Raw genomic sequence first — 18,211 nt, 5'->3', positions numbered from 1 at the left:
CCTAGTCGCACCCGAACCGCGGCCGGTTTTTGCGTGCCCGACCGTCCTACCCGCCCGCTCCCGGGTTAGCCGGCCTTCTGGCCGAAAACGTGGCGGCGGATCCAGCTGTGCATGGCGATGGCCGCGGCCGAGCCGGCGTTGATGGACCGGGTGGAACCGAACTGGGCAATGGACAGGGTGGCGTCTGCGGCGGCGTGGACCTCGGGGCTCAGGCCCGGGCCTTCCTGCCCGAACACCAGGACGCAGTTTTCCGGCAGCTCATAGGTTTCCAGCGGCACGGAATCGGGAAAATTGTCGATCCCGATGATGTGCAGGCCTTCGCCGTGCGCCCAGGCGACAAAGTCCTCGACCGTGGGGTGGTTGCGGATGTGCTGGTAGCGGTCGGTGACCATGGCGCCGCGGCGGTTCCACCGGCGTCGTCCGATGATGTGCACTTCCTTGGCCATAAACGCGTTGGCGGTGCGGACAACGGTGCCGATGTTGAAGTCGTGCTGCCAGTTTTCGATGGCCACATGGAAGGGATGCCGTTTGGTGTCCAGGTCCGCCACGATCGCGTCATGTTTCCAGTACCGGTATTCGTCCACCACGTTGCGGGCATCGCCGTTCGCCAGCAGTTCCGGATCCCAGTGCTCCCCTTCGGGCAGCGGCCCTTCCCAAGGGCCTACACCCACCTGGTGCATTGGGGCGGCGGTTGCATCCGTGGCGTCATCAAGGGGTTCCCGGGGGCTGCTGTCTATCACCCTTCCAGCCTAAGGTGAAAGACTGGCTGTGCCCGCCGCAGCGTGCCCGTCACGGGCCGGTTGTGGGCGGGGCCACCTAGGCAATGAAGCGAGAAATGGGAGACCGTGGGCGAAAACGAGAACATTGAGTGCTGGCTGACGGACATGGACGGTGTCCTGGTCCACGAAAACCATCCGATTCCGGGCGCGGCGGAGCTCATTGAGCGCTGGGTAGCAACGAGCAAGCGGTTCCTGGTGCTGACCAACAACTCCATCTACACGCCCCGGGACCTGGCCGCACGGCTGCGCGCCTCGGGCCTGGAGGTCCCGGAGGAGAACCTGTGGACCTCCGCCCTGGCCACAGCGGAGTTCCTCAAGGACCAGGTCAAGAACTCCGGCGCCCCGGGCCGCTGCTTTGTGGTGGGCGAGGCCGGGCTGACGACGGCGCTGCACGAGGCGGGCATGATCCTCACGGACACGAACCCGGACTATGTGGTGCTGGGCGAGACCCGCACCTACTCCTTCGGCACCATCACCAAGGCCATCCGGCTGATCCTGGGCGGCGCCCGGTTCATCGCCACGAACCCGGACGTCACGGGCCCTTCGCAGGAAGGCGTCCTGCCGGCCACCGGTGCCATCGCGGCGCTGATTACCGCGGCCACCAAGATGGAGCCGTACATTGTGGGCAAACCCAACCCCATGATGTTCCGTTCCGCCATGCGCAAGATTGACGCGCACTCGGAGACCACCGCCATGATTGGCGACCGGATGGACACCGACATTGTGGCCGGCATCGAAGCGGGCCTGCACACGGTGCTGGTGCTCAGCGGCATCACGCAGCGCGAGGACATCAACCGGTACCCGTTCCGGCCCACGCAGATCATGAACTCGGTATCGGACCTGATCAACACCATCTGACCCGACCGGCCCGGTTACTCCACCGGCCGGACACCGCCGGAGGGGGCCGGCTCGTAAAGCCGCAATACCTGCAGCAGGACCTCTTCGTAGATCTCCGGGTTCCACTGCGGGCTGGCATGTGCGGGGCGGGCCCCTTCGGTCACCGGGGAACCGGGCAGCAGGTTCGAACCGAAGGCGTCCGTCCAGCCCGCCCGGGCCGACGCGTAATTCACGGTTTCATCCCGCGGATTCCCGATGAACGCGGCCTTGGTGCCGGCGAGCGCCGCCGTGAAGCGTGCGGCGCTGAAGTGGTAGATGAACGAGGCCTGGGACTGGATGAGGGTGCTGGAAGGGGCCAGAGGTGAGAGCTGGGCCAGTGTCTGTTCGCCGATGGTCCGCCAGGACCGCTCGTCTTTGTGCACCAGGCGCTCGCCCAGTTCGTAGCCGCCGCGCAGTCCCAGCGGCACCCGGTAGCCGGCGTCGTACAGGAACACCGCTCCCTCGAACATGGCCCGGTCCAGGACGTCCTTCTTCCCGGACGGGCTGGAGTCCAGGATGATCAGTTCGACGGCGACGCCGCGCTCGCGCAGGCCGGCCGCCACCTGCACGGCCACCATGCCGCCGAAGCTGTGCCCGTAGAAGTAGATCCGTTCCAGCCGCAGGTCGAGGATGCAGCGGTGGACGGCGTCGAGGATGTCCTGCACCCTCAGGCCCAGGTTCGAGTAGCCCACCGCGGCCAGCTGTCCGCGGGTGGTGAGCGCCGGGCGCAGTGAGCCGAGGATCCAGCGGGTTTCCTCCCAGCTGGTTTTGTACCCCGGGAAAAGGAACCACATGGCCCGGGGAAACCTCCGCTGCGCCTCTTTGTCCGGCACCCGCAGGATTTCCAGTTCCTCGCGGTAGCGCTGGATCCGCGAGGTGACGGCCAGGTCCGTGGCCAGCAGCAGTCCGGCGGCGGAACCGGCCAGGAACCGGCGGCGGGAAATCCGGTGCAGGTCTGAGACCTTGCGGAGGAATGCTCCCGGGTCGCCGGGCGTCCCAGGGGCGGGCAGCATTTCCGGGTCCCGGACGCTCTCCGGTTCCGGGTCGCCGCTGCCGCGCCGGTTGCCGCGGCTACTCGAGGCCGAGTTCATCCTTGCCGAACGCAAACAGGTACGGCACCCCGGCCTCGGCCTCGATGCGTTCCTTGGCACCGGTATCCCGGTCCACAATCACGGCTACGGCCACCACGTTGCCGCCGGCCTTCCGCACACCCTCGACGGCGGTCAGGGCCGAGCCGCCGGTGGTGGAGGTGTCCTCAAGGACCACCACGTTGCGTCCGGCGACGTCGGGGCCTTCCACCTGGCGGCCCATGCCGTAGGACTTCTGCGCCTTGCGCACCACAAAGGCGTCCACGGGGCGGCCGGTGCGGGCGGCGGCGTTCATCAGCGCGGTGGCCACCGGATCGGCGCCCATGGTCAGGCCGCCGGCGTTTGTGAACTCGACTCCTGCGCTGTCCAGCAGTTCCAGCATCACCTCGCCCACCAGGGCGGATGCTTCGTGCTGCAGCGTGACGCGGCGCAGGTCTATGTAGTAATCGGCCTCTGCGCCGGAGGACAGCACCACCTTGCCGCGGACCACCGCCAACTCCTGGATCAGGTCCAGCAGACGGGTACGGGCGGGCGCAATGGCGGGCGATGTCATGCCTTAATCCTAGCCATGGCCATGCCGCGCACGGATGTTTGTGCATCTTTGCGACGGCGCGGCGGACCAACTCGCGCCGGCCGTTGCCCGGGCAGGGCGCCGGTGACGGATATAGGCTGAGGTCCATGCGGAAACTACAAGAGGAAATCATTGCCGAATTGGGAGTTCAGCCCACTATTGATGCGGCCGCGGAAATCCGCCGCCGGGTGGACTTCCTCAAAGAATATCTGCACGCCTCGCACACCAAGGGCTACGTTCTGGGCATCAGCGGCGGCGTGGATTCCACGCTCGCCGGCAAGCTGGCCCAGATGGCCGTGGATGAGCTGAAGGCCGAAGGTACCGAGGCAACGTTCATTGCCCTGCGCCTGCCGTACAAGGTCCAGCATGATGAAGCGGACGCCCAGGCTGCGCTGGAATTCATTGCCCCCGACCAGTCCCTGGTCTACAACGTGGGCCCGGCAGTGGACGGTTTCGAAGACGAGTACGTGAAGATGACCGGCGAGAAGATCACCGATTTCAACAAGGGCAACATCAAGGCCCGGGTGCGCATGACCGCGCAGTACGCCGTGGCAGGCCAGCACAACCTGCTGGTGATCGGCACGGACCACGGCGCCGAATCCGTTACCGGTTTCTTCACCAAGTTCGGCGACGGCGGCGCGGACCTGCTGCCCCTTTCCGGCCTGGACAAGCGGCAGAACCGTGCACTGCTGACCGAGCTGGGAGCCCCGGAGAAGCTGGTAGCCAAGGCCCCCACCGCCGATCTGCTCGATGACAAGCCCGGGCAGACGGACGAGACGGAGCTGGGCCTGAGCTACGACACCATTGACGGCTATCTGGAGGGCGAGGACACCCCCGCCGACGCGGCGGAAAAGATCGAGGCCCGCTTCGTGATGACCCGGCACAAGCGCACCATCCCGGTCACGGTGCACGACACCTGGTGGAAGTAACACCTGACCCTGCCTGTGCTGCACCGCACTGCGCCGCGCATCCGGCCCCGCCGGGCCCGCGGCGCAGTGTGGGAGCGGGCCGGATTGGGTAACGTAGCAGTGTGAAGATTGCTACCTGGAACGTAAACTCCATCCGCGCCCGAGCCGACCGCATCGAGGCCTGGCTGCAGCGCTCCGACGTCGATGTCCTGGCCATTCAGGAGACCAAGGCGAAGGACGAGAACTTCCCCTGGGAACTGTTCGAGAAGAACGGCTACGAAGTGGCGCACTTCGGCCTGAGCCAGTGGAACGGCGTGGCCATTGCCTCCCGCGTGGGCCTCGACGACGTCGAACGCACCTTCCCCGACCAGCCGCACTTCGGCAAGACCGCGGAGACCACCGTGGCCGAAGCCCGTGCCATCGGTGCGACCTGCGGCGGAGTGCGCGTGTGGAGCCTGTACGTTCCCAACGGCCGGGCGGTGGAGGATCCGCACATGCCGTACAAGCTGGAATGGCTGAAGACCCTCAAGAACCATGCCGCCGAGTGGATCACCAAGGATCCGTCCCTGGAACTGGCCCTGATGGGTGACTGGAACATCGCCCCGGAAGACGACGACGTGTGGGACATCGACTGGTTCCGCGCCCAGAACGCCACCCACATCACCGATCCCGAACGGCAGGCCTTCAAGGACTTCCTCGACGCCGGCTTCACCGATGTGGTCCGTCCCTTCCACCCCGGGCCCGGCGTCTACACCTACTGGGACTACACCCAGCTGCGTTTCCCCAAGAAGCAGGGCATGCGCATCGACTTTGTCCTGGGCTCCCCCGCCCTGGCGAAGCGGGTCACCGGCGCGGTGATCGACCGGGAGGAACGCAAGGGCAAGGGCGCCTCGGACCACGCTCCCGTGATTGTGGAACTGGACTAGCCGTGGCGCGGCATCCCTCGCTGTACCGGACCTTCCCGTTCGTCTCTTACCTGCGGGTCTACGAGCCGCTGGATGCCTTCGATGACGTCCAGCAGCTGGCCATCATGGAGCAGCGGGCCCGCGGCCGGCACGAAACCGAGGTCCTGGAGCGCACCGACGCCGTCCGCCGGCTGGTACGCGTGGTTTCGGATCCGTTTCCGCACAACGCCACGGACCTGGTCCGGGTGCTGCACTACCCCGCGCAGGAGGGGGTGACCAACCGCCTTTACTGCCCCAACCAGCTGGCGGTGCGCACTTCCCTGGCCGCTGAATCCCTGGGCGAGTCCATCCGCGGACCGCTGGTGGACGTGCTGGTGCCCGAGGTGGCCCGCGAGGCCCACGCAGCGCGGCTGGATCCGGATTCCTTTGCCGATTCGCTGGCCAAGCTGCACACCCGCTCCGCCACCTGGGGTGTGCCGTTCGGCTGGTTCGTGCTGCTGCACGAGGAGGACCACACCGAAGTGGTGGAGGACGACGGCCATGTGCAGACCGTGCGGCTGTCCGCACCGGTGCTGCAGTGCATCGAACGGGCCCGGGCGGCGTCGGCGTCGCTGTCCATGGCCGCGCCGGAACTGGACCTGCTGGATGAACTGGCGGAACTGATCGCCTGGCTGGAGGTCTTCGATCCGGACGCCGTGCTGGAGCTTGACTACGGACCGGTGGCGGACCTGGTGTTCCCCGACGATTCCCCCTCGGACGTCCGGCTGGGCATCGAGTCCCTGGCCGACGGCGACATGACCGGCGCGGCTGCGGCCTACCGCCGCCTCGCCTCCCGGTGGATTCCCATCCGGCAGCTGGCCCGGGCCTCCTAGCGGCGGGCGGCTGGCCGCCCTAGCGGACCCGGTCCTCCCGGCCCAGACGGATCCGTCGGCCCGCTTCCAAGCTCAGCAGGACCGGTGTTTCATGACCCAGGGCCAGGTCCAGGCTTTCCACCAAAGCGGTGGCATCAGCGGCAATCAGGTGCGGGGCTGCCCCCTGGCGCGGGGTGATCCGCACCCGCAGGGCACTGCGTCCCCTCACCCGGTAGGTGCTCACTGCGGAACCCGCGACATCCGGGTCCTGCTGCAACGCGTTGCGCAACGCCTGCTCAGCCACGCCGCCGCTGATCGCCACCCGCCCGGGGGCGCCGTCGTCGTCGTATTCGGAGACCAGCGTGTCCGTGCGGCCGCCGCCCTGGGCAGCCATCCACAGCACCATCAGCACTATGCCCACAAAGGACAGCACTGCGGCGGCCCCCCAGATCCAACTGGCACCGCTGCCGGGCATGACCGTGGATGAGAAGGCGGCGGCTCCTTCTGTGCCCGCCCGGGCGGCGAAGCCGTGCCAGGCACGGGCAGCGGCCGGCCAGGCGGAAATCAGCGCCAGCCCGCCGCCGACACCCATCAGCAGCAGGCCCAGCAGTGCGAGCAGGAAACGGTTCAGGGCCCGCGGTGTGGCGTTCACTGTCCGATCACCCCGGACGAGGCAACCTGCACGCGTACAGCCGGCTGCGGGTTCAACTTGGTCAACTGCAGTTCCTCCTCCACAGCGGCCCGGACGGCCTCGGGGTCAACAGGGGTACCCGACGTCGGCCGGATCTGCACATCCACCGCCGTGCGGCCCACGGTGACCAGCACCTGCTGCGGCGTGACGCCGGCACTGGTGCGGGCGCAGCGGGCCAGGGACGCGGCCAGGACTTCGCCGTCCACCACGACGGCGGCACGCGGGTTGGGCAGCGCGTAGCGGGCACGCCATCCCGGCAGCACCGCCTGCAGGAAAAAGAGCAGGCCGGCAAGGAAGATCAGCCCGCCGGACAAGCCGAGGATCAGCGGGTCAGAGCGGGCGGGCAGGTTCGCCAGCCAGCGCCAGAAGGTGGGCGGGTCGATCAGCCAGGCGTCCTGCCCCAGGGCCTGAAGCACGGTTTCCAGCAGGACATAGGCGAAAAAGAGGATGCCGATGGCTGCCGCGGTCACCGCTGCCGGCGTGCGGGCGGAGTGGGTTTCGCGTTTGACGATCCGGTCCGTCAGTTCAACGTCGGCGCGCTTCACCGCACCCGCCTGCCTTCGGCCGGGAGGGCGCCGGTGATCCGGATATCCACGCGGGACAGCCGTGATCCGGTGAGCTCGGCCACGCGCTGCAGCAGCACCGGCTTGGCGGCGTGCGCCCGCTGCCATACCGTGCCGCCGGCAAGCTCCAGCATGGCCGGCGTCAGGGTATTGAGCGGCGGCAGCGCTATGGGCAGGGATAGGGACAGTGCCAGCAGTCCCTGGTCATCTCTCCACAGCACCCGGATCTGCTGCGCCGGCACACCGAAGTATTCCGCCGCGGCGGCCTTTGCCGTGCTGGTCAGTGCCTGGGTGCTGATCCGGTTGTGCCCGGCGAGGACGGCTCCGGTGTCCAGCGCCGGCGGTGCGGACATAACAGTGCTGCTCACGAAGAGGAGCGGCGGCCGGTCAGGGCGTCCGAAACGCTGCGGAAATCAATCTTGCCCTCCGCTGCGCGGCCGAGCAGCGCGCCGAGGGCAATAAACAGGGCGGTCAGCAGAAAGCCCCAGAAGTCGAATATCAGCGCCGCGAAAGCCAATACGGCGCCCGTTGCCATGCCCACCACAGTTGCTTTCATTTGCCTGCCTCATAACCTGCGTCTAACGGCCAAACGGCCTGGTGCGTCCTTTCGAGGAACGTGCTTTTGACCCTATACCGCTTTGGCGCCGGCCACCGGTTTGGCGGCAGCCTCAGCATTGTCGGTGGGCAGGTGGACATCGGTGATGTCCACGTTCACCTCCACCACGCGCAGCCCCACCAGTTGCTCCACGGATCCGTAGACCGCTGCGCGGACATTGTTGGCCACGGTGGTCAGCGCGTTTCCGTACACGGCAACCAGGGCAATATCCACGGCCACCTCCCGTTCCCCGACCTCCACGTGAACTCCCTGCGTGGCGCTGGAGGCACCGACAGCGTCACGCACGGCACCCAGTGCCCGCCCGGTCGGGTTGCCCAGGGCGAATACGCCGGGCACTGCGCGGGCGGCGATGGCGGCGACCTTTGCCACTGCCTGCTCGCTGATGGCGGTGCGGCCGACGACGACGGCGGCATCAGTGGCGCCGGCGGGGTCAGCAGACGGTGTGGCCGGGGCTGCGTGTGCCGGGGAAACGGGGGTAGTTGCCGGTGATGTGTTGCGAAGCTCATCCATGGCTTCAGCGTATCCCGGGGGCCGGACCTTTGTGCAGGGCGCGTGGCGCGCATGCGGGGAACGGGAATTCCCACGCTTCGGTACCAGAGGGGCCAATGTGACCCCACGGGTAACAGCAGTCCCACAGCGTGGGAAGTTTGGAGCAGCCGCGTCGACGCTCTCCGAATTGGCGGGACGGGACCCCGGACAAAAGGACCCCGGACAAAAGAAAAACCCCGTCCTGCCTCTTGCGAGGCAGCTACGGGGTTTTAGCTGGTGGCTCCGACCGGCGTCGATCCGGTGACCTTTCGATTTTCAGTCGAACGCTCTACCAACTGAGCTACAGAGCCTGGCATCATCAACCGATGATCACCGTGATCTTCCAAATCGCTTCAGAAAATCTGAGCGACCCTGACGGGACTTGAACCCGCGACCTCCGCCGTGACAGGGCGGCGCGCTAACCAGCTGCGCTACAGGGCCTTGCTTTTCACGAGTGTAAACTCTACCAGATTATTTCCAGCGGATTTACCACTCCTGAGTACCCCCAACGGGATTCGAACCCGTGCCGCCGCCGTGAAAGGGCGGTGTCCTAGGCCGCTAGACGATGGGGGCCAACAGAACACACATTGCTTGAAGCGGCTGGAGAACCAGTCGTTTCGCGCCGTTGTGGACTCTAAAACTATAGGTCTATTTTCCGGAATATCCAAAACGGCTGAGGTGAGGCGTGCGCCACTACAGTGGAAGGGTGCCAATCGAGATGAACCCGGACGAGTTCGAGACCTGCGTGGAAGCAGCGCTGGACTCGATCCCGGCGGACCTGTCCTCCGCCATGAACAACGTGGCCGTCTTCATCGAAGACGAGTACGTACCCGGCCCGCACGAGGACCCTGACACCGAACTGCTCGGCGTCTATGAGGGCACGCCGCTGACCGAGCGCGACTCGTGGTGGGATGCCGGTTCCCTGCCGGACCGCATTGTGGTGTTCCGGGGTCCGCTGCTGCGGATGTGCTCCAGCCGGGAGGAAGTAGTGGACGAAGTGCGCATCACCGTGATCCACGAGGTAGCCCACCACTTCGGGATCGACGACGAACGCCTGCACGAATTGGGTTGGGGCTAGCCTTAAAGCATGAGCGCCCCCACCGGCCACACGCATTCGCACGGCCTCGGCTCCGGAACCGCCACCGGAAAGCACCGCCGCCGCCTGCTGACCGTTTTCATCATCACCATGTCCGTGGTGCTGATCCAGGCTGCCGGCGCCCTGCTGTCCGGTTCACTGGCGCTGCTGGCCGACGCCGGGCACATGCTGTCCGACGCCGCCGGGGTGTCCATTGCCCTGCTGGCCGCCTGGATTGCCGGGCGGCCGGCCACGGCCCGGCGCACCTACGGCTACCAGCGGGCCGAAGTCCTGGCCGCGCTGGCCAACGCCGTGCTGCTGATTGTGATTGCCGCAGTCATTTTCATCGAGGCGGTACGCCGGTTGGGAAGCGACCCCGCGGATGTCCACACCGGGCTGATGCTGGCTGCGGCTGTAGTGGGCGGGCTGGCAAACCTGGCGTCCCTGCTGGTGCTGCACTCGGGACGGAAGGAGTCCCTGAATGTGCGGGGCGCCTATCTGGAGGTGCTCGGCGACCTCCTGGGCTCGGCCGCAGTGGTGGTTTCCGCCGTCGTGATTATGGCCACCGGCTACCAGCGGGCGGACGCCTGGGCCTCGATCCTGATTGCCCTGATGATCCTGCCCCGCGCCTGGTCGCTGCTGCGCGAAGTCATTGACGTCCTCCTTGAGGCGACCCCGGAAGGGGTGGAAGTGGCACTGATCCGCGACCACATAGTGTCGGTGGACGGGGTGGCCGACGCGCACGATATCCATATCTGGACCATCACGTCCGGGGTGCCGGTATTCTCAGCGCATGTGGTGGTCGAGGATGAGCATCTGACGTCGGAGGGCATGGACCGGGTCCTGGACCGGCTTACCCGGTGCCTGAGCAGCCATTTCGACACCGAGCACTGCACCTTCCAGCTGGAGCCGGCCAGCCACGCCGTGCACGAGGGCCAGCAGCACGCCTAGCGGCCGGCCTTCCCGCAGGGAACCCCGCGGCCGGGGCTACTCCATCACCATGGGTCCGAAATTGGGGCGGTCCAGCAGGCGGGGGTCCTCATGGTCCGGCACCACCATCATGGGCCCCTTGGCATGGTGCAGCACGCTCTGGCTGGTGGACCCGAGCAGCATGCCGGCAAAACCGCCGCGTCCGCGGGTACCCATCACCAGCAGTTCCACCTTGGCGGTGCGCTCCACCAGGATTTCCGGCGGTGTGCCGTCCACCAGCTCAACGCTCATTTCCAGGTTCGGGAAGTGGCTCTGCAGCCAGTCCTTCCCGGCGTCGAGCTGCTCCCGCAGCTCTGCGTGCAGGGCCTCGATGTCCAGCGGCGCAGGCACCCACGCCAGCGAACCGGTGAACGGGGGAAGCGCGCACAGGATGCGCAGCGGCAGGCCCATGCCCTGCGCCTGTTCCGCGGCCACCAGGGAAGCTGCCCGGCCCTGTTCGGAACCGTCCACTCCCACCACCACGGCTTGGTGCACCGCACCGGGATCGGGTGAGTTGGCCGGGGGCCGCACCCCGGAGTCCGGCAGCCGCCCGGCGGTGCGCAGCGGGACCACTACGGTGGGGCACTTTGCGTGTGCGGGCAGGGCGCTGGAAACGGATCCGAGCAGGCGCCCGACAAATCCGCCGCGGCCCCGGGAACCAACCACCATCAGGTCGGCGTCTTCGGACAGTTCCAGCAGCACGGCGGCTGCGTCCCCGGTCTCCACCCGCGGGATCACTTCCACGCCGTAGTGGCTGATGCGCTCGACGGCGTCATCCAGGACCTGCTGCGCGCCCTCGCGGATCATCTCGTCATCCACCGTGGTGTACCCGGCGTCCATGGAGGACGCGGCGAAGATGGGCACCGTGTAGGCGGTCACCACGTGCAGCGGGCATCGCCGCCGCCGGGCCTCCCGCGCCGCCCAGAACAAGGCGCAGATGCTCTGATCGGAACCGTCCACACCCACCACAATGCCCGCGGGTCCTTCCGCACCGTTCCCGGCTCCCCAGGTCGAATCAGTCATGTGCTGCTCCTTCCGGTCCCCAACCGGTACACCTTCCGGCTGTCCTTAGCAGTAGCGTACCGCGCACGGGCTCCGGGCTACGCTACCGCTGGCCAGCATCTGCCTATATGGTTCGTCGGCAGGGCGCTGAGGCTCTGGGGGTGGGCTGAGGTTCCGGAACCAGGACTCTCGGAAAGAACCGCCGATGAACATGCCTGACACAGATACCAACGACGACGCCGCGGCGCCGCTCACTGAACTGACCGGCGCCGTCGTCATCGGCTGCGGCCTCAGCGGCATGGCGGTGGCCCGGGAGCTGAGCCGGCAGGGTGTGGACTCCATTGTCATCCATGGTCCGGTGGCGGATGCGGATGCCATCCGTGAAACGTCCGGAGAGCCCGCGGTTTTCCCCGAGCGGGTGGAGCTGGTGCGGCTGCTGCAGGCCTACGCGGCAGGGCACCACCTTGATGTCCGGGAGGATTCCGAGGCCCGGGAGATCAGCCTCGCCTCTCCCGCGGACGGCGTGCTGCCGGCACCGGTGCCGGCCCCCGCCGCGGGGAAATGGGCGGTCCGCACGGGCAGGGAACTGCTCTTGGCGGACTACGTTGTCCTCACCAGCTGCTCCCGGGCCGATCTGCGGAAGCTTTCCCGCGCCGTGGGCGCCGGCTCAGGCCCCGGGGCAGCCACGGCCCTGCGCGGCATTGGCGTGTATTTGGTGGGCGTGGATCCGCTGCCCGTCGGAAGCCTCATCCGCCAGGCCCGGGCAGCGGGCGAAGCGATCGCGGACGCCGCACCGCCTGCTTAGTCCTCGCGCAGCCGCCTGCGGACCACCAGGGCAATCAATACGGCAACGGCAATCAGCACCACTACGGCCGGAACCGCCACAAGCCACGGAGATCCGCCCTCCTCCGGCTGGTTCAGGACCGGGGTCTGCGTCATGCCGGTGGGCCCGGCGGCATTGGTCTGCGCCGTGCCGGTGGGTGAGGCGGAACCGGAACCGGTGTCTGCTCCGGCGGCCACACTGAAAGCGAAGGTCCCCTCAATGGGATGGGCGTCGGAAGACACAACACGCCACTGCACCGTGTAGCTGCCCGCGGGCGCACCGGGCCTCAACTGCTGGGTTGCACTGTTGTCCAGGATCCGCACGTCCCCCTCAGCCCAGTCCATGCCTTCCTCGTCCAGCACCCGCACTTCGGAACCGATGGCGGCAGGGACGTTGGAAAAGGTCAGTTCCACGGACTGCGGCGGAGCGGGAAGCACTGCACCGTCCACGGGGGTGGAGCCCGTCAGCTCATCGTGCGCGGCAGCTGGCGGAGCGGTCAGCAGCAACCCGGCAAACAGCGTCAGTGCTGCAACGGCGGCGGCGGCGCAACCGGACCGGGAAAGGAAACTGCGTGCAAAATTCATCACAGCTTCAGCCTAGCGGCACGGGATCAAAGGGACCGCCATGCGCCCGCGATAAGATCAAGATGCAGGATTTCCCCTCACCATCCCACCATTTGTTCAGTTCAGAGGACGCGTCATGCTCAAACAAGGTTCAAAGCTGGACCGCTACTTCGAAATCACTAAACGTGGTTCAACCCTTTCCACCGAAGTGCGCGGCGGCCTGGCCACCTTCTTCGCGATGAGTTACATCGTGGTCCTGAACCCGCTGATCCTTGGCGGCGAAGACTCCATGGGGAACACCCTTCCCGGCCCGGCCGTCGCCGCCGGCACCGCATTGGTGGCCGGCGTGCTGACACTGATCATGGGTATCTGGGCCAAGCACCCCTTCGCCATTGCCACCGGCCTGGGCGTCAACGCCTTCGTGGCCGTTACTGTTGCCACCAATGACGGGCTCACCTGGCCGGACGTCATGGGCCTGGTGGTCATTGCCGGCCTGGCGATGGTCATCCTGGTGCTCACCGGTTTCCGCACCGCGGTGTTCCGCGCGGTTCCGCCCAGCCTGAAGACCGCCATTGTGGTGGGCATCGGCCTGTTCGTGGCGCTCGTGGGACTGGTCAACGCCGGGTTTGTGCGCCGCAACCCGGACGACGCGGGCACCACCGTTCCCCTGGGGCTGGGCAACGGCGGCGAGCTGCTGGGCTGGCCCACCCTGGTATTCGTCTTCGGCCTGCTGCTGACCATTGTGCTGATGGCACGCAAGGTCCGCGGCGCCATCCTCATCGGTATCGTGGCCTCCACCATCTTCGCGGTAATCGTTGAGTGGCTGGCCAGCCCGGGCAGCCAGGGCGCCGGAACCGCCACCGGCTGGTCGCTGGTGACCCCCAGCATGCCGGAATGGGGCGCACCTGATCTTTCCCTGATCGGCGACGTCAGCCTCATTGGCTCCTTCCAGACCCTGGGCGGCATTGCCGCCTCGCTGCTGGTCTTCGTGATCCTGCTGAGTATCTTCTTCGACGCCATGGGCACCATGGTGGGCCTGGCCAGCGAGGCCGGGAGCCTCGACAAGGACGGCAACATCCCCAACGTTGAGCGCGTGCTGCTGGTCGACGCAGCGGGTGCAGTAGCCGGCGGCGGCGCCGGTGTTTCCTCCAACCAGATCTTCGTGGAATCCGGCGCCGGCATCGGTGAAGGTGCCCGGACCGGCCTGGCCTCCGTGGTAACCGGCCTGCTGTTCATCGTGGCCATGTTCCTGACCCCGCTGATCTACCTCGTCCCCTTCGAGGCCGTGGCTCCGGCCCTGGTGGTGGTGGGTTACCTGATGGTCTCCCAGGTGGGCAAGATCGACTGGACGGACATTGGACTGGCCCTGCCGTCCTTCCTCACATTCGCACTGATGCCCTTTACCTACTCCATTGCCAACGGACTGGGTGCCGGGTTCATCTCCTACACCGTCATCAGGCTCTGCCAGGGCCGCGCCCGGGAAATCCACCCGCTGATGTACGTGGTGGCTGCTGCGTTTGTCCTGTACTTCGGAGTGGGTCCCATCACCGAGCTCCTCGGAGTCTAGGCCGGTTCCGAACAGGACGAATAAGGGGATCTGCGGCTGCTGCCGCAGATCCCCTTATTCGTTCATCATTCGTTCGTCCGCGGATTGGCGGGACAGGTCAGGCTATGGGGAAGCGCTCCCAAACCCGGTGGTTGGCGAGCAGCCCGGTCACTCCGGACACAACCTCGGCAGCACCGCCCACAACTACGCCGGGCGTTTCCGCAGGGATGCCCGCAGCCGCAAGGACTGATGCTCCGTCGCCCCAGGCCCCAATAGCCTTGACATGGCGGAAGGCTTCGGCCAGGAGCATGGTGACCCGTGGGTCCTGGGACGGATGGCCCTCCGGGTTGCCGGCCTTCGCGTCCAGGCTGTCCGCCACGTCGGGTGCCGGAGCACCCGACGCTGCTACAACAACGGCGTCGAACTCGGTGGAGCGGGCCGTCAGGTAGGTCCGCTGGATCGTGACTTCCCCGCCGAGCTTGCCGCCGTGAGGAGCGACGACCAGCGGAACCATGCCCGCCGCGTTCAGGGAAGTGAGCACGTCGGACAGTGCTCCCAAGTCGGTGGAATCGTCGGCAACTACGCCCACCACGCGCCCTGCCACGGGCCACGAAGCCCCGATCTGGCTCAGCGCGGGGCTTGGGTCCGTGTCTTCAACCGCGGTGTCAGGGGCAGGCGCTTCGAGTCCCAGTCCGGTTGCCACTTCGGCGGCCAGCCGTTCGTCGATGTTCGCCAGTGACTGGAGCTGGCGCAGGCGGATGTTCTCCTCATAGCACTTGCCCAGCTCAAACGTGTAGGCCTGGACCACATGGTCCTGCTCCACCGGCGTCAGGGAGCGGAAGAACATCCGCACCTGGCTGTAGTGGTCATCGAAGGTGGCCGGGTTCTCGCGGACCTTGCGGGAGGCGGGCACCGGCGCGGGAACATCAATGAACGCCCCCATGTCCGCCCCCGCCATGAATGGGCATCCGCCGTCCAGCGAATTGGGCTGGTACGGTGCGACGCCGGCATGGTCGGCATCCTGGTGGAAGCCGTCCCGGAGCATGTCATTGACGGGTGCATGCGGCCGGTTGATGGGGATCTGGCTGAAGTTCGGTCCGCCCAACCGCGTCAGCTGGGTGTCGATGTACGAGAACAGCCGGCCCTGCAGCAGCGGGTCGTTGGTGACGTCGATGCCGGGCACCAGGTGACCGGGATGGAAGGCCACCTGCTCGGTTTCGGCGAAGTAGTTGGTGGGGTTCGCATTGAGCGTCATGGTGCCGATGATTTGCACCGGCGCCAGTTCCTCGGGTACCAGCTTGGTTGGATCCAGCAGATCGATGCCCTCGAACATTTCGTCCTCGGTGTCCGGGAACACCTGGATGCCCAGGTCCCACTGCGGGAACGCGCCGGCTTCAATGGCGTCGGCAAGATCGCGGCGGTGGAAGTCCGGATCCATGCCGTTGATGATCTGTGCCTCTTCCCAGACAAGGGAATGCACGCCTTGCCGGGGCTTCCAGTGGAACTTCACCAGCGTGGTTTGGCCGGCGGCGTTCGCCAGGCGGAAGGTATGGACGCCGAAGCCTTCCATGGTGCGGTAGGAGCGCGGAATTCCGCGGTCCGACATATTCCACATGGTGTGGTGCTGTGCTTCGGTGTGGAGGGAAACGAAGTCCCAGAAGGTGTCATGTGCACTCTGGGCCTGCGGTATTTCGCGGTCCGGATGCGGCTTGCCCGCATGGATAACGTCGGGGAACTTGATGGCGTCCTGGATGAAGAACACCGGAATGTTGTTGCCGACCAGGTCATAGTTGCCCTCGGCTGTGTAGAACTTGGTGCTGAATCCGCGGGTGTCCCGAACGGTATCCGCGGAGCCGCGGGAGCCGAGCACGGTGGAAAAGCGCACAAAAACGGGGGTCTCCACGCCCTTGGCGAGGAAGCCCGCCTGCGTGACTCCTTCGGCGGTGCCGTTGGCCACGAATGTTCCGTGGGCCGCCGCGCCGCGCGCATGCACCACCCGCTCCGGAATACGCTCATGGTCAAAGTGGGTGATTTTCTCCCGCAGATGGTGGTCCTGCAGCAGCACTGGGCCGCGGGGTCCGGCTTTGAGGGAGTGGTCGGTATCCCGGAGCCGGGCTCCCTGGGCGGTGGTCAGGAACGGTCCACTCTGGGCGCGTGCAGCCTTCGCGGCGCCGGTTGGAACACCCGTGGCGGAGACGGTTTCAGGCCCGGTCTGATCCGGCTTGGGCGGAAGCGGTTCGCGCGGCGAGGTGGGTTCGGCCAACTCGGGCGCCTGGGATGCCGGAGCGCCGGGGACGGGCGGATTGGTTTCGGATGAGTTCTTGCTGAACATGCAGCCTCCATCATGGGTCGGTCCAGGCCCCGCAGAAGCGGCGCCCATTCCTCCACCCTACCCAGGTAATAAGTATGCTGACTACTTGCCGGGCCGGGACCTCTCCCCGGGTGCCCCTGCCCCAGGCAGTTCGGGGGCTTCCCCGTCCTCCGGAGCGGGGGCGTCATGCAGGGGACGGGCACCGGCAGCGAAGCTGCGCATTTTCGCGTCGTCCCACAGGTGCGCGGGCACACCGCCGCCCAGCAGGGTGCGCGGCAGCGACGGGTCCTGCGCAAACGGGGCATCGCTGCCGGCGAGGATGATGTTGCCGTAGCGGCGGCCCTTCAGCATGGCCGGATCGGCGATGGCCGCCGTGTATTCGAAGGCTGCGCAAATGGTTGCTGCCTCGGCCCGCGCTCCGCGCAGATCCGGAGTGTCGCCGCAATTGACCACATACACACCGCCCGGCGCCAGTACGCGCCGTACATGCTCGGTGAACTCCGCCGTCGTCAGTGAAACCGGGGTCTTGGCGCCGGCAAACACGTCGCGGATGATCAGCTCCCGGCTGTCCTCGTGCAGCGTTTCGGTGACGGCGCGGGCCTCCCCCACCCGCAGCCGCAGCAGCGGCGCCCGCGGAAGGTCGAACCAACCGCGGACCAGCTCGGCCAGCCGGCCGTCCAGTTCCACGGCCACTTGCCGGGCCCCCGGATATACAGCGGCAAAATAGCGTGCCAGCGAGCACGCGGCACCGCCCAGGTGCAGGGCACGCAGGGTGGCATCCGGTTTCCAGCGGGACTCGACCAGGGCCGCGATCCACCGCATGTATTCGAAGTCCAGATGGCGCGGATCGGCCAGGTCAATGTGGGAGCTGTGCACCCCGTTGACCATCAGGATCCACCCGTCCGGGTTAAACGAATCAGGCACCAGCTCACACGTGCCGGTGTCAATCGGATAGCTGCCGGCCACGGGGCCGGTTCCCCCGCCGGCCGGCGCTGCCGGTTCCTTGCCCGGCCGTTGGCGCCCCATCAGCGCCGCACCATGCGGATTTCGAGCATGCCGGTTCCGGCCCATACCTGGGGAAGGTTTTTGGACGCACCGTCCGGGATGAAACCGTTGCGGCGGTAAAAGGCCTGGGCGCGTGGATTGTCTTCCAGCACCCATACATATGCCGGTTTGTCGCCGACGGCGTGCTCCAGCAGACCCTGGCCTACGCCGCTTCCATATGCCTCCGCGAGGATGTAGATGGACCACAGCTCCAGCGGAACATCAATGCCGGTGTCACGGGCAGGACCGGCAGAGGCAAAACCGAGGAGCCGGCCGTCGCCTGCGTGCGCCACCCAATTTCCGATCTCCGGGTCCAGTGCCTGCTCGGCCAGCCGGGCACGCCGGTGGTCGACGGCGGCGGCACGGTCCGCTTCCCGGCGGGTGAAAACCTCGTCCCCCAGCACATGGGCGTAGCTTTCCCGCCAGGCCTGCAGATGGACGGAAACGAAATCCTCGGCGTCGCCTGCCGCGGCGCGCCGGATGCTAAAGCTCATAACTACAG

At 66.9% G+C, this 18,211-nt stretch carries 21 protein-coding genes and 3 tRNA genes; 8 read left to right on the top strand and 16 right to left on the bottom strand.

Annotation, left to right across the window (positions count from 1 at the left end; all coding sequences use genetic code 11):
- Positions 1-65 precede the first annotated feature (65 nt).
- Entirely contained in the window at positions 66-680 is a 615-nt protein-coding gene (locus tag QNO06_RS00905; RefSeq protein ID WP_227912921.1) for a TrmH family RNA methyltransferase, read from the bottom strand.
- Between the two features lie 204 nt (positions 681-884).
- On the opposite strand from QNO06_RS00905, the gene QNO06_RS00900 reads away from it, so the two are divergent.
- Complete coding sequence (locus QNO06_RS00900) at positions 885-1,637, top strand: HAD-IIA family hydrolase (protein WP_227912923.1); 753 nt, start codon at positions 885-887, stop codon at positions 1,635-1,637.
- Positions 1,638-1,651: 14 nt separating this feature from the next.
- Here QNO06_RS00900 and QNO06_RS00895 read toward each other — a convergent pair whose 3' ends face one another.
- Together QNO06_RS00895 and pyrE are read right to left on the bottom strand one after the other, a co-directional pair.
- Entirely contained in the window at positions 1,652-2,746 is a 1,095-nt protein-coding gene (locus tag QNO06_RS00895) for an alpha/beta fold hydrolase (protein ID WP_227912472.1), read from the bottom strand.
- On the bottom strand, positions 2,727-3,296 hold the full coding sequence (gene pyrE / locus QNO06_RS00890) for an orotate phosphoribosyltransferase (protein ID WP_227912473.1): 570 nt from the start codon (positions 3,294-3,296) through the stop codon (positions 2,727-2,729). Before pyrE ends, QNO06_RS00895 begins: the two co-directional genes overlap by 20 nt.
- Positions 3,297-3,421: 125 nt before the next feature.
- Here pyrE and nadE point away from each other — a divergent pair, with 125 nt between their 5' ends.
- The 3 genes from nadE to QNO06_RS00875 all read left to right on the top strand — a co-directional run bounded on the left by nadE (position 3,422) and on the right by QNO06_RS00875 (position 5,999).
- Positions 3,422-4,243 (top strand): NAD(+) synthase, encoded by an 822-nt coding sequence (gene nadE, locus QNO06_RS00885; RefSeq protein ID WP_227912474.1) that lies wholly within the window; start codon positions 3,422-3,424, stop codon positions 4,241-4,243.
- A gap of 101 nt (positions 4,244-4,344) precedes the next feature.
- Entirely contained in the window at positions 4,345-5,148 is an 804-nt protein-coding gene (locus QNO06_RS00880; protein ID WP_227912475.1) for an exodeoxyribonuclease III, read from the top strand.
- Between the two features lie 2 nt (positions 5,149-5,150).
- A complete protein-coding gene (locus QNO06_RS00875; protein ID WP_227912476.1) occupies positions 5,151-5,999 on the top strand; it encodes a DUF8083 family protein in 849 nt (282 codons plus the stop codon).
- Between the two features lie 19 nt (positions 6,000-6,018).
- Here QNO06_RS00875 and QNO06_RS00870 read toward each other — a convergent pair whose 3' ends face one another.
- From QNO06_RS00870 to QNO06_RS00835, 8 genes are all read right to left on the bottom strand, one after another.
- Positions 6,019-6,630 (bottom strand): hypothetical protein, encoded by a 612-nt coding sequence (locus QNO06_RS00870; protein WP_227912477.1) that lies wholly within the window; start codon positions 6,628-6,630, stop codon positions 6,019-6,021.
- A complete protein-coding gene (locus QNO06_RS00865; protein WP_227912478.1) occupies positions 6,627-7,214 on the bottom strand; it encodes a DUF6286 domain-containing protein in 588 nt (195 codons plus the stop codon). Before QNO06_RS00865 ends, QNO06_RS00870 begins: the two co-directional genes overlap by 4 nt.
- Entirely contained in the window at positions 7,211-7,585 is a 375-nt protein-coding gene (locus tag QNO06_RS00860; protein ID WP_227912925.1) for a hypothetical protein, read from the bottom strand. The genes QNO06_RS00865 and QNO06_RS00860 overlap by 4 nt, the downstream gene beginning before the upstream one ends.
- A gap of 11 nt (positions 7,586-7,596) precedes the next feature.
- Positions 7,597-7,788, bottom strand: a complete 192-nt coding sequence (locus QNO06_RS00855) for a DUF2273 domain-containing protein (RefSeq protein WP_227912479.1) — start codon at positions 7,786-7,788, stop codon at positions 7,597-7,599.
- A 72-nt stretch (positions 7,789-7,860) separates the two neighbouring features.
- Positions 7,861-8,358 (bottom strand): Asp23/Gls24 family envelope stress response protein, encoded by a 498-nt coding sequence (locus tag QNO06_RS00850; protein ID WP_227912480.1) that lies wholly within the window; start codon positions 8,356-8,358, stop codon positions 7,861-7,863.
- A gap of 253 nt (positions 8,359-8,611) precedes the next feature.
- Positions 8,612-8,687 (bottom strand) — tRNA-Phe (locus QNO06_RS00845).
- Positions 8,688-8,743: 56 nt separating this feature from the next.
- A tRNA-Asp gene (locus QNO06_RS00840) sits at positions 8,744-8,817 on the bottom strand.
- A gap of 59 nt (positions 8,818-8,876) precedes the next feature.
- A tRNA-Glu gene (locus QNO06_RS00835) sits at positions 8,877-8,949 on the bottom strand.
- 145 nt (positions 8,950-9,094) lie between these two features.
- Between QNO06_RS00835 and QNO06_RS00830 the strand changes: the two genes are divergently transcribed.
- Together QNO06_RS00830 and QNO06_RS00825 are read left to right on the top strand one after the other, a co-directional pair.
- Positions 9,095-9,454 carry a metallopeptidase family protein gene (locus tag QNO06_RS00830; RefSeq protein WP_227912928.1) on the top strand — a complete coding sequence of 120 codons (360 nt, stop codon included), beginning with the start codon at positions 9,095-9,097 and terminating at the stop codon, positions 9,452-9,454.
- Positions 9,455-9,463: 9 nt separating this feature from the next.
- Positions 9,464-10,402, top strand: coding sequence for a cation diffusion facilitator family transporter (locus QNO06_RS00825; RefSeq protein ID WP_227912481.1), 939 nt, complete (start codon positions 9,464-9,466; stop codon positions 10,400-10,402).
- Positions 10,403-10,438: 36 nt separating this feature from the next.
- On the opposite strand, the gene QNO06_RS00820 is transcribed toward QNO06_RS00825, so the two are convergent.
- A complete protein-coding gene (locus tag QNO06_RS00820; protein ID WP_227912482.1) occupies positions 10,439-11,443 on the bottom strand; it encodes a universal stress protein in 1,005 nt (334 codons plus the stop codon).
- 190 nt (positions 11,444-11,633) lie between these two features.
- On the opposite strand from QNO06_RS00820, the gene QNO06_RS00815 reads away from it, so the two are divergent.
- Complete coding sequence (locus tag QNO06_RS00815) at positions 11,634-12,227, top strand: NAD(P)/FAD-dependent oxidoreductase (protein ID WP_227912483.1); 594 nt, start codon at positions 11,634-11,636, stop codon at positions 12,225-12,227.
- Here the strand turns inward: QNO06_RS00815 and QNO06_RS00810 are convergent.
- Complete coding sequence (locus QNO06_RS00810; protein WP_227912929.1) at positions 12,224-12,829, bottom strand: copper resistance CopC family protein; 606 nt, start codon at positions 12,827-12,829, stop codon at positions 12,224-12,226. The genes QNO06_RS00815 and QNO06_RS00810 overlap by 4 nt on opposite strands.
- 115 nt (positions 12,830-12,944) lie before the next feature.
- On the opposite strand from QNO06_RS00810, the gene QNO06_RS00805 reads away from it, so the two are divergent.
- Complete coding sequence (locus QNO06_RS00805; protein ID WP_227912484.1) at positions 12,945-14,375, top strand: NCS2 family permease; 1,431 nt, start codon at positions 12,945-12,947, stop codon at positions 14,373-14,375.
- Positions 14,376-14,472: 97 nt separating this feature from the next.
- Here QNO06_RS00805 and QNO06_RS00800 read toward each other — a convergent pair whose 3' ends face one another.
- From QNO06_RS00800 to QNO06_RS00790, 3 genes are all read right to left on the bottom strand, one after another.
- A complete protein-coding gene (locus QNO06_RS00800; protein WP_227912485.1) occupies positions 14,473-16,686 on the bottom strand; it encodes a catalase in 2,214 nt (737 codons plus the stop codon).
- A gap of 81 nt (positions 16,687-16,767) precedes the next feature.
- Positions 16,768-17,691, bottom strand: a complete 924-nt coding sequence (locus QNO06_RS00795; RefSeq protein ID WP_227912486.1) for a spermidine synthase — start codon at positions 17,689-17,691, stop codon at positions 16,768-16,770.
- Positions 17,691-18,203, bottom strand: coding sequence for a GNAT family N-acetyltransferase (locus QNO06_RS00790; protein ID WP_227912487.1), 513 nt, complete (start codon positions 18,201-18,203; stop codon positions 17,691-17,693). The genes QNO06_RS00795 and QNO06_RS00790 overlap by 1 nt, the downstream gene beginning before the upstream one ends.
- Positions 18,204-18,211 lie beyond the last annotated feature (8 nt).

It is taken from the genome of Arthrobacter sp. zg-Y20 (assembly GCF_030142075.1).
Classification (GTDB): Bacteria; Actinomycetota; Actinomycetes; order Actinomycetales; family Micrococcaceae; genus Arthrobacter_B.
This window is presented reverse-complemented; position numbering and strand designations above follow the sequence as displayed.

Coding starts and splice junctions, on each gene's coding strand:
- QNO06_RS00905 (WP_227912921.1), bottom strand. CDS start 680: ATGCACCAGGTGGGTGTAGGCCCTTGGGAAGGGCCGCTGCCCGAAGGG.
- QNO06_RS00900 (WP_227912923.1), top strand. CDS start 885: ATGGACGGTGTCCTGGTCCACGAAAACCATCCGATTCCGGGCGCGGCG.
- QNO06_RS00895 (WP_227912472.1), bottom strand. CDS start 2,746: ATGAACTCGGCCTCGAGTAGCCGCGGCAACCGGCGCGGCAGCGGCGAC.
- pyrE (WP_227912473.1), bottom strand. CDS start 3,296: ATGACATCGCCCGCCATTGCGCCCGCCCGTACCCGTCTGCTGGACCTG.
- nadE (WP_227912474.1), top strand. CDS start 3,422: ATGCGGAAACTACAAGAGGAAATCATTGCCGAATTGGGAGTTCAGCCC.
- QNO06_RS00860 (WP_227912925.1), bottom strand. CDS start 7,585: ATGTCCGCACCGCCGGCGCTGGACACCGGAGCCGTCCTCGCCGGGCAC.
- QNO06_RS00855 (WP_227912479.1), bottom strand. CDS start 7,788: ATGAAAGCAACTGTGGTGGGCATGGCAACGGGCGCCGTATTGGCTTTC.
- QNO06_RS00850 (WP_227912480.1), bottom strand. CDS start 8,358: ATGGATGAGCTTCGCAACACATCACCGGCAACTACCCCCGTTTCCCCG.
- QNO06_RS00830 (WP_227912928.1), top strand. CDS start 9,095: ATGAACCCGGACGAGTTCGAGACCTGCGTGGAAGCAGCGCTGGACTCG.
- QNO06_RS00825 (WP_227912481.1), top strand. CDS start 9,464: ATGAGCGCCCCCACCGGCCACACGCATTCGCACGGCCTCGGCTCCGGA.
- QNO06_RS00820 (WP_227912482.1), bottom strand. CDS start 11,443: ATGACTGATTCGACCTGGGGAGCCGGGAACGGTGCGGAAGGACCCGCG.
- QNO06_RS00815 (WP_227912483.1), top strand. CDS start 11,634: ATGCCTGACACAGATACCAACGACGACGCCGCGGCGCCGCTCACTGAA.
- QNO06_RS00810 (WP_227912929.1), bottom strand. CDS start 12,829: ATGAATTTTGCACGCAGTTTCCTTTCCCGGTCCGGTTGCGCCGCCGCC.
- QNO06_RS00805 (WP_227912484.1), top strand. CDS start 12,945: ATGCTCAAACAAGGTTCAAAGCTGGACCGCTACTTCGAAATCACTAAA.
- QNO06_RS00800 (WP_227912485.1), bottom strand. CDS start 16,686: ATGTTCAGCAAGAACTCATCCGAAACCAATCCGCCCGTCCCCGGCGCT.
- QNO06_RS00795 (WP_227912486.1), bottom strand. CDS start 17,691: ATGGGGCGCCAACGGCCGGGCAAGGAACCGGCAGCGCCGGCCGGCGGG.
- QNO06_RS00790 (WP_227912487.1), bottom strand. CDS start 18,203: ATGAGCTTTAGCATCCGGCGCGCCGCGGCAGGCGACGCCGAGGATTTC.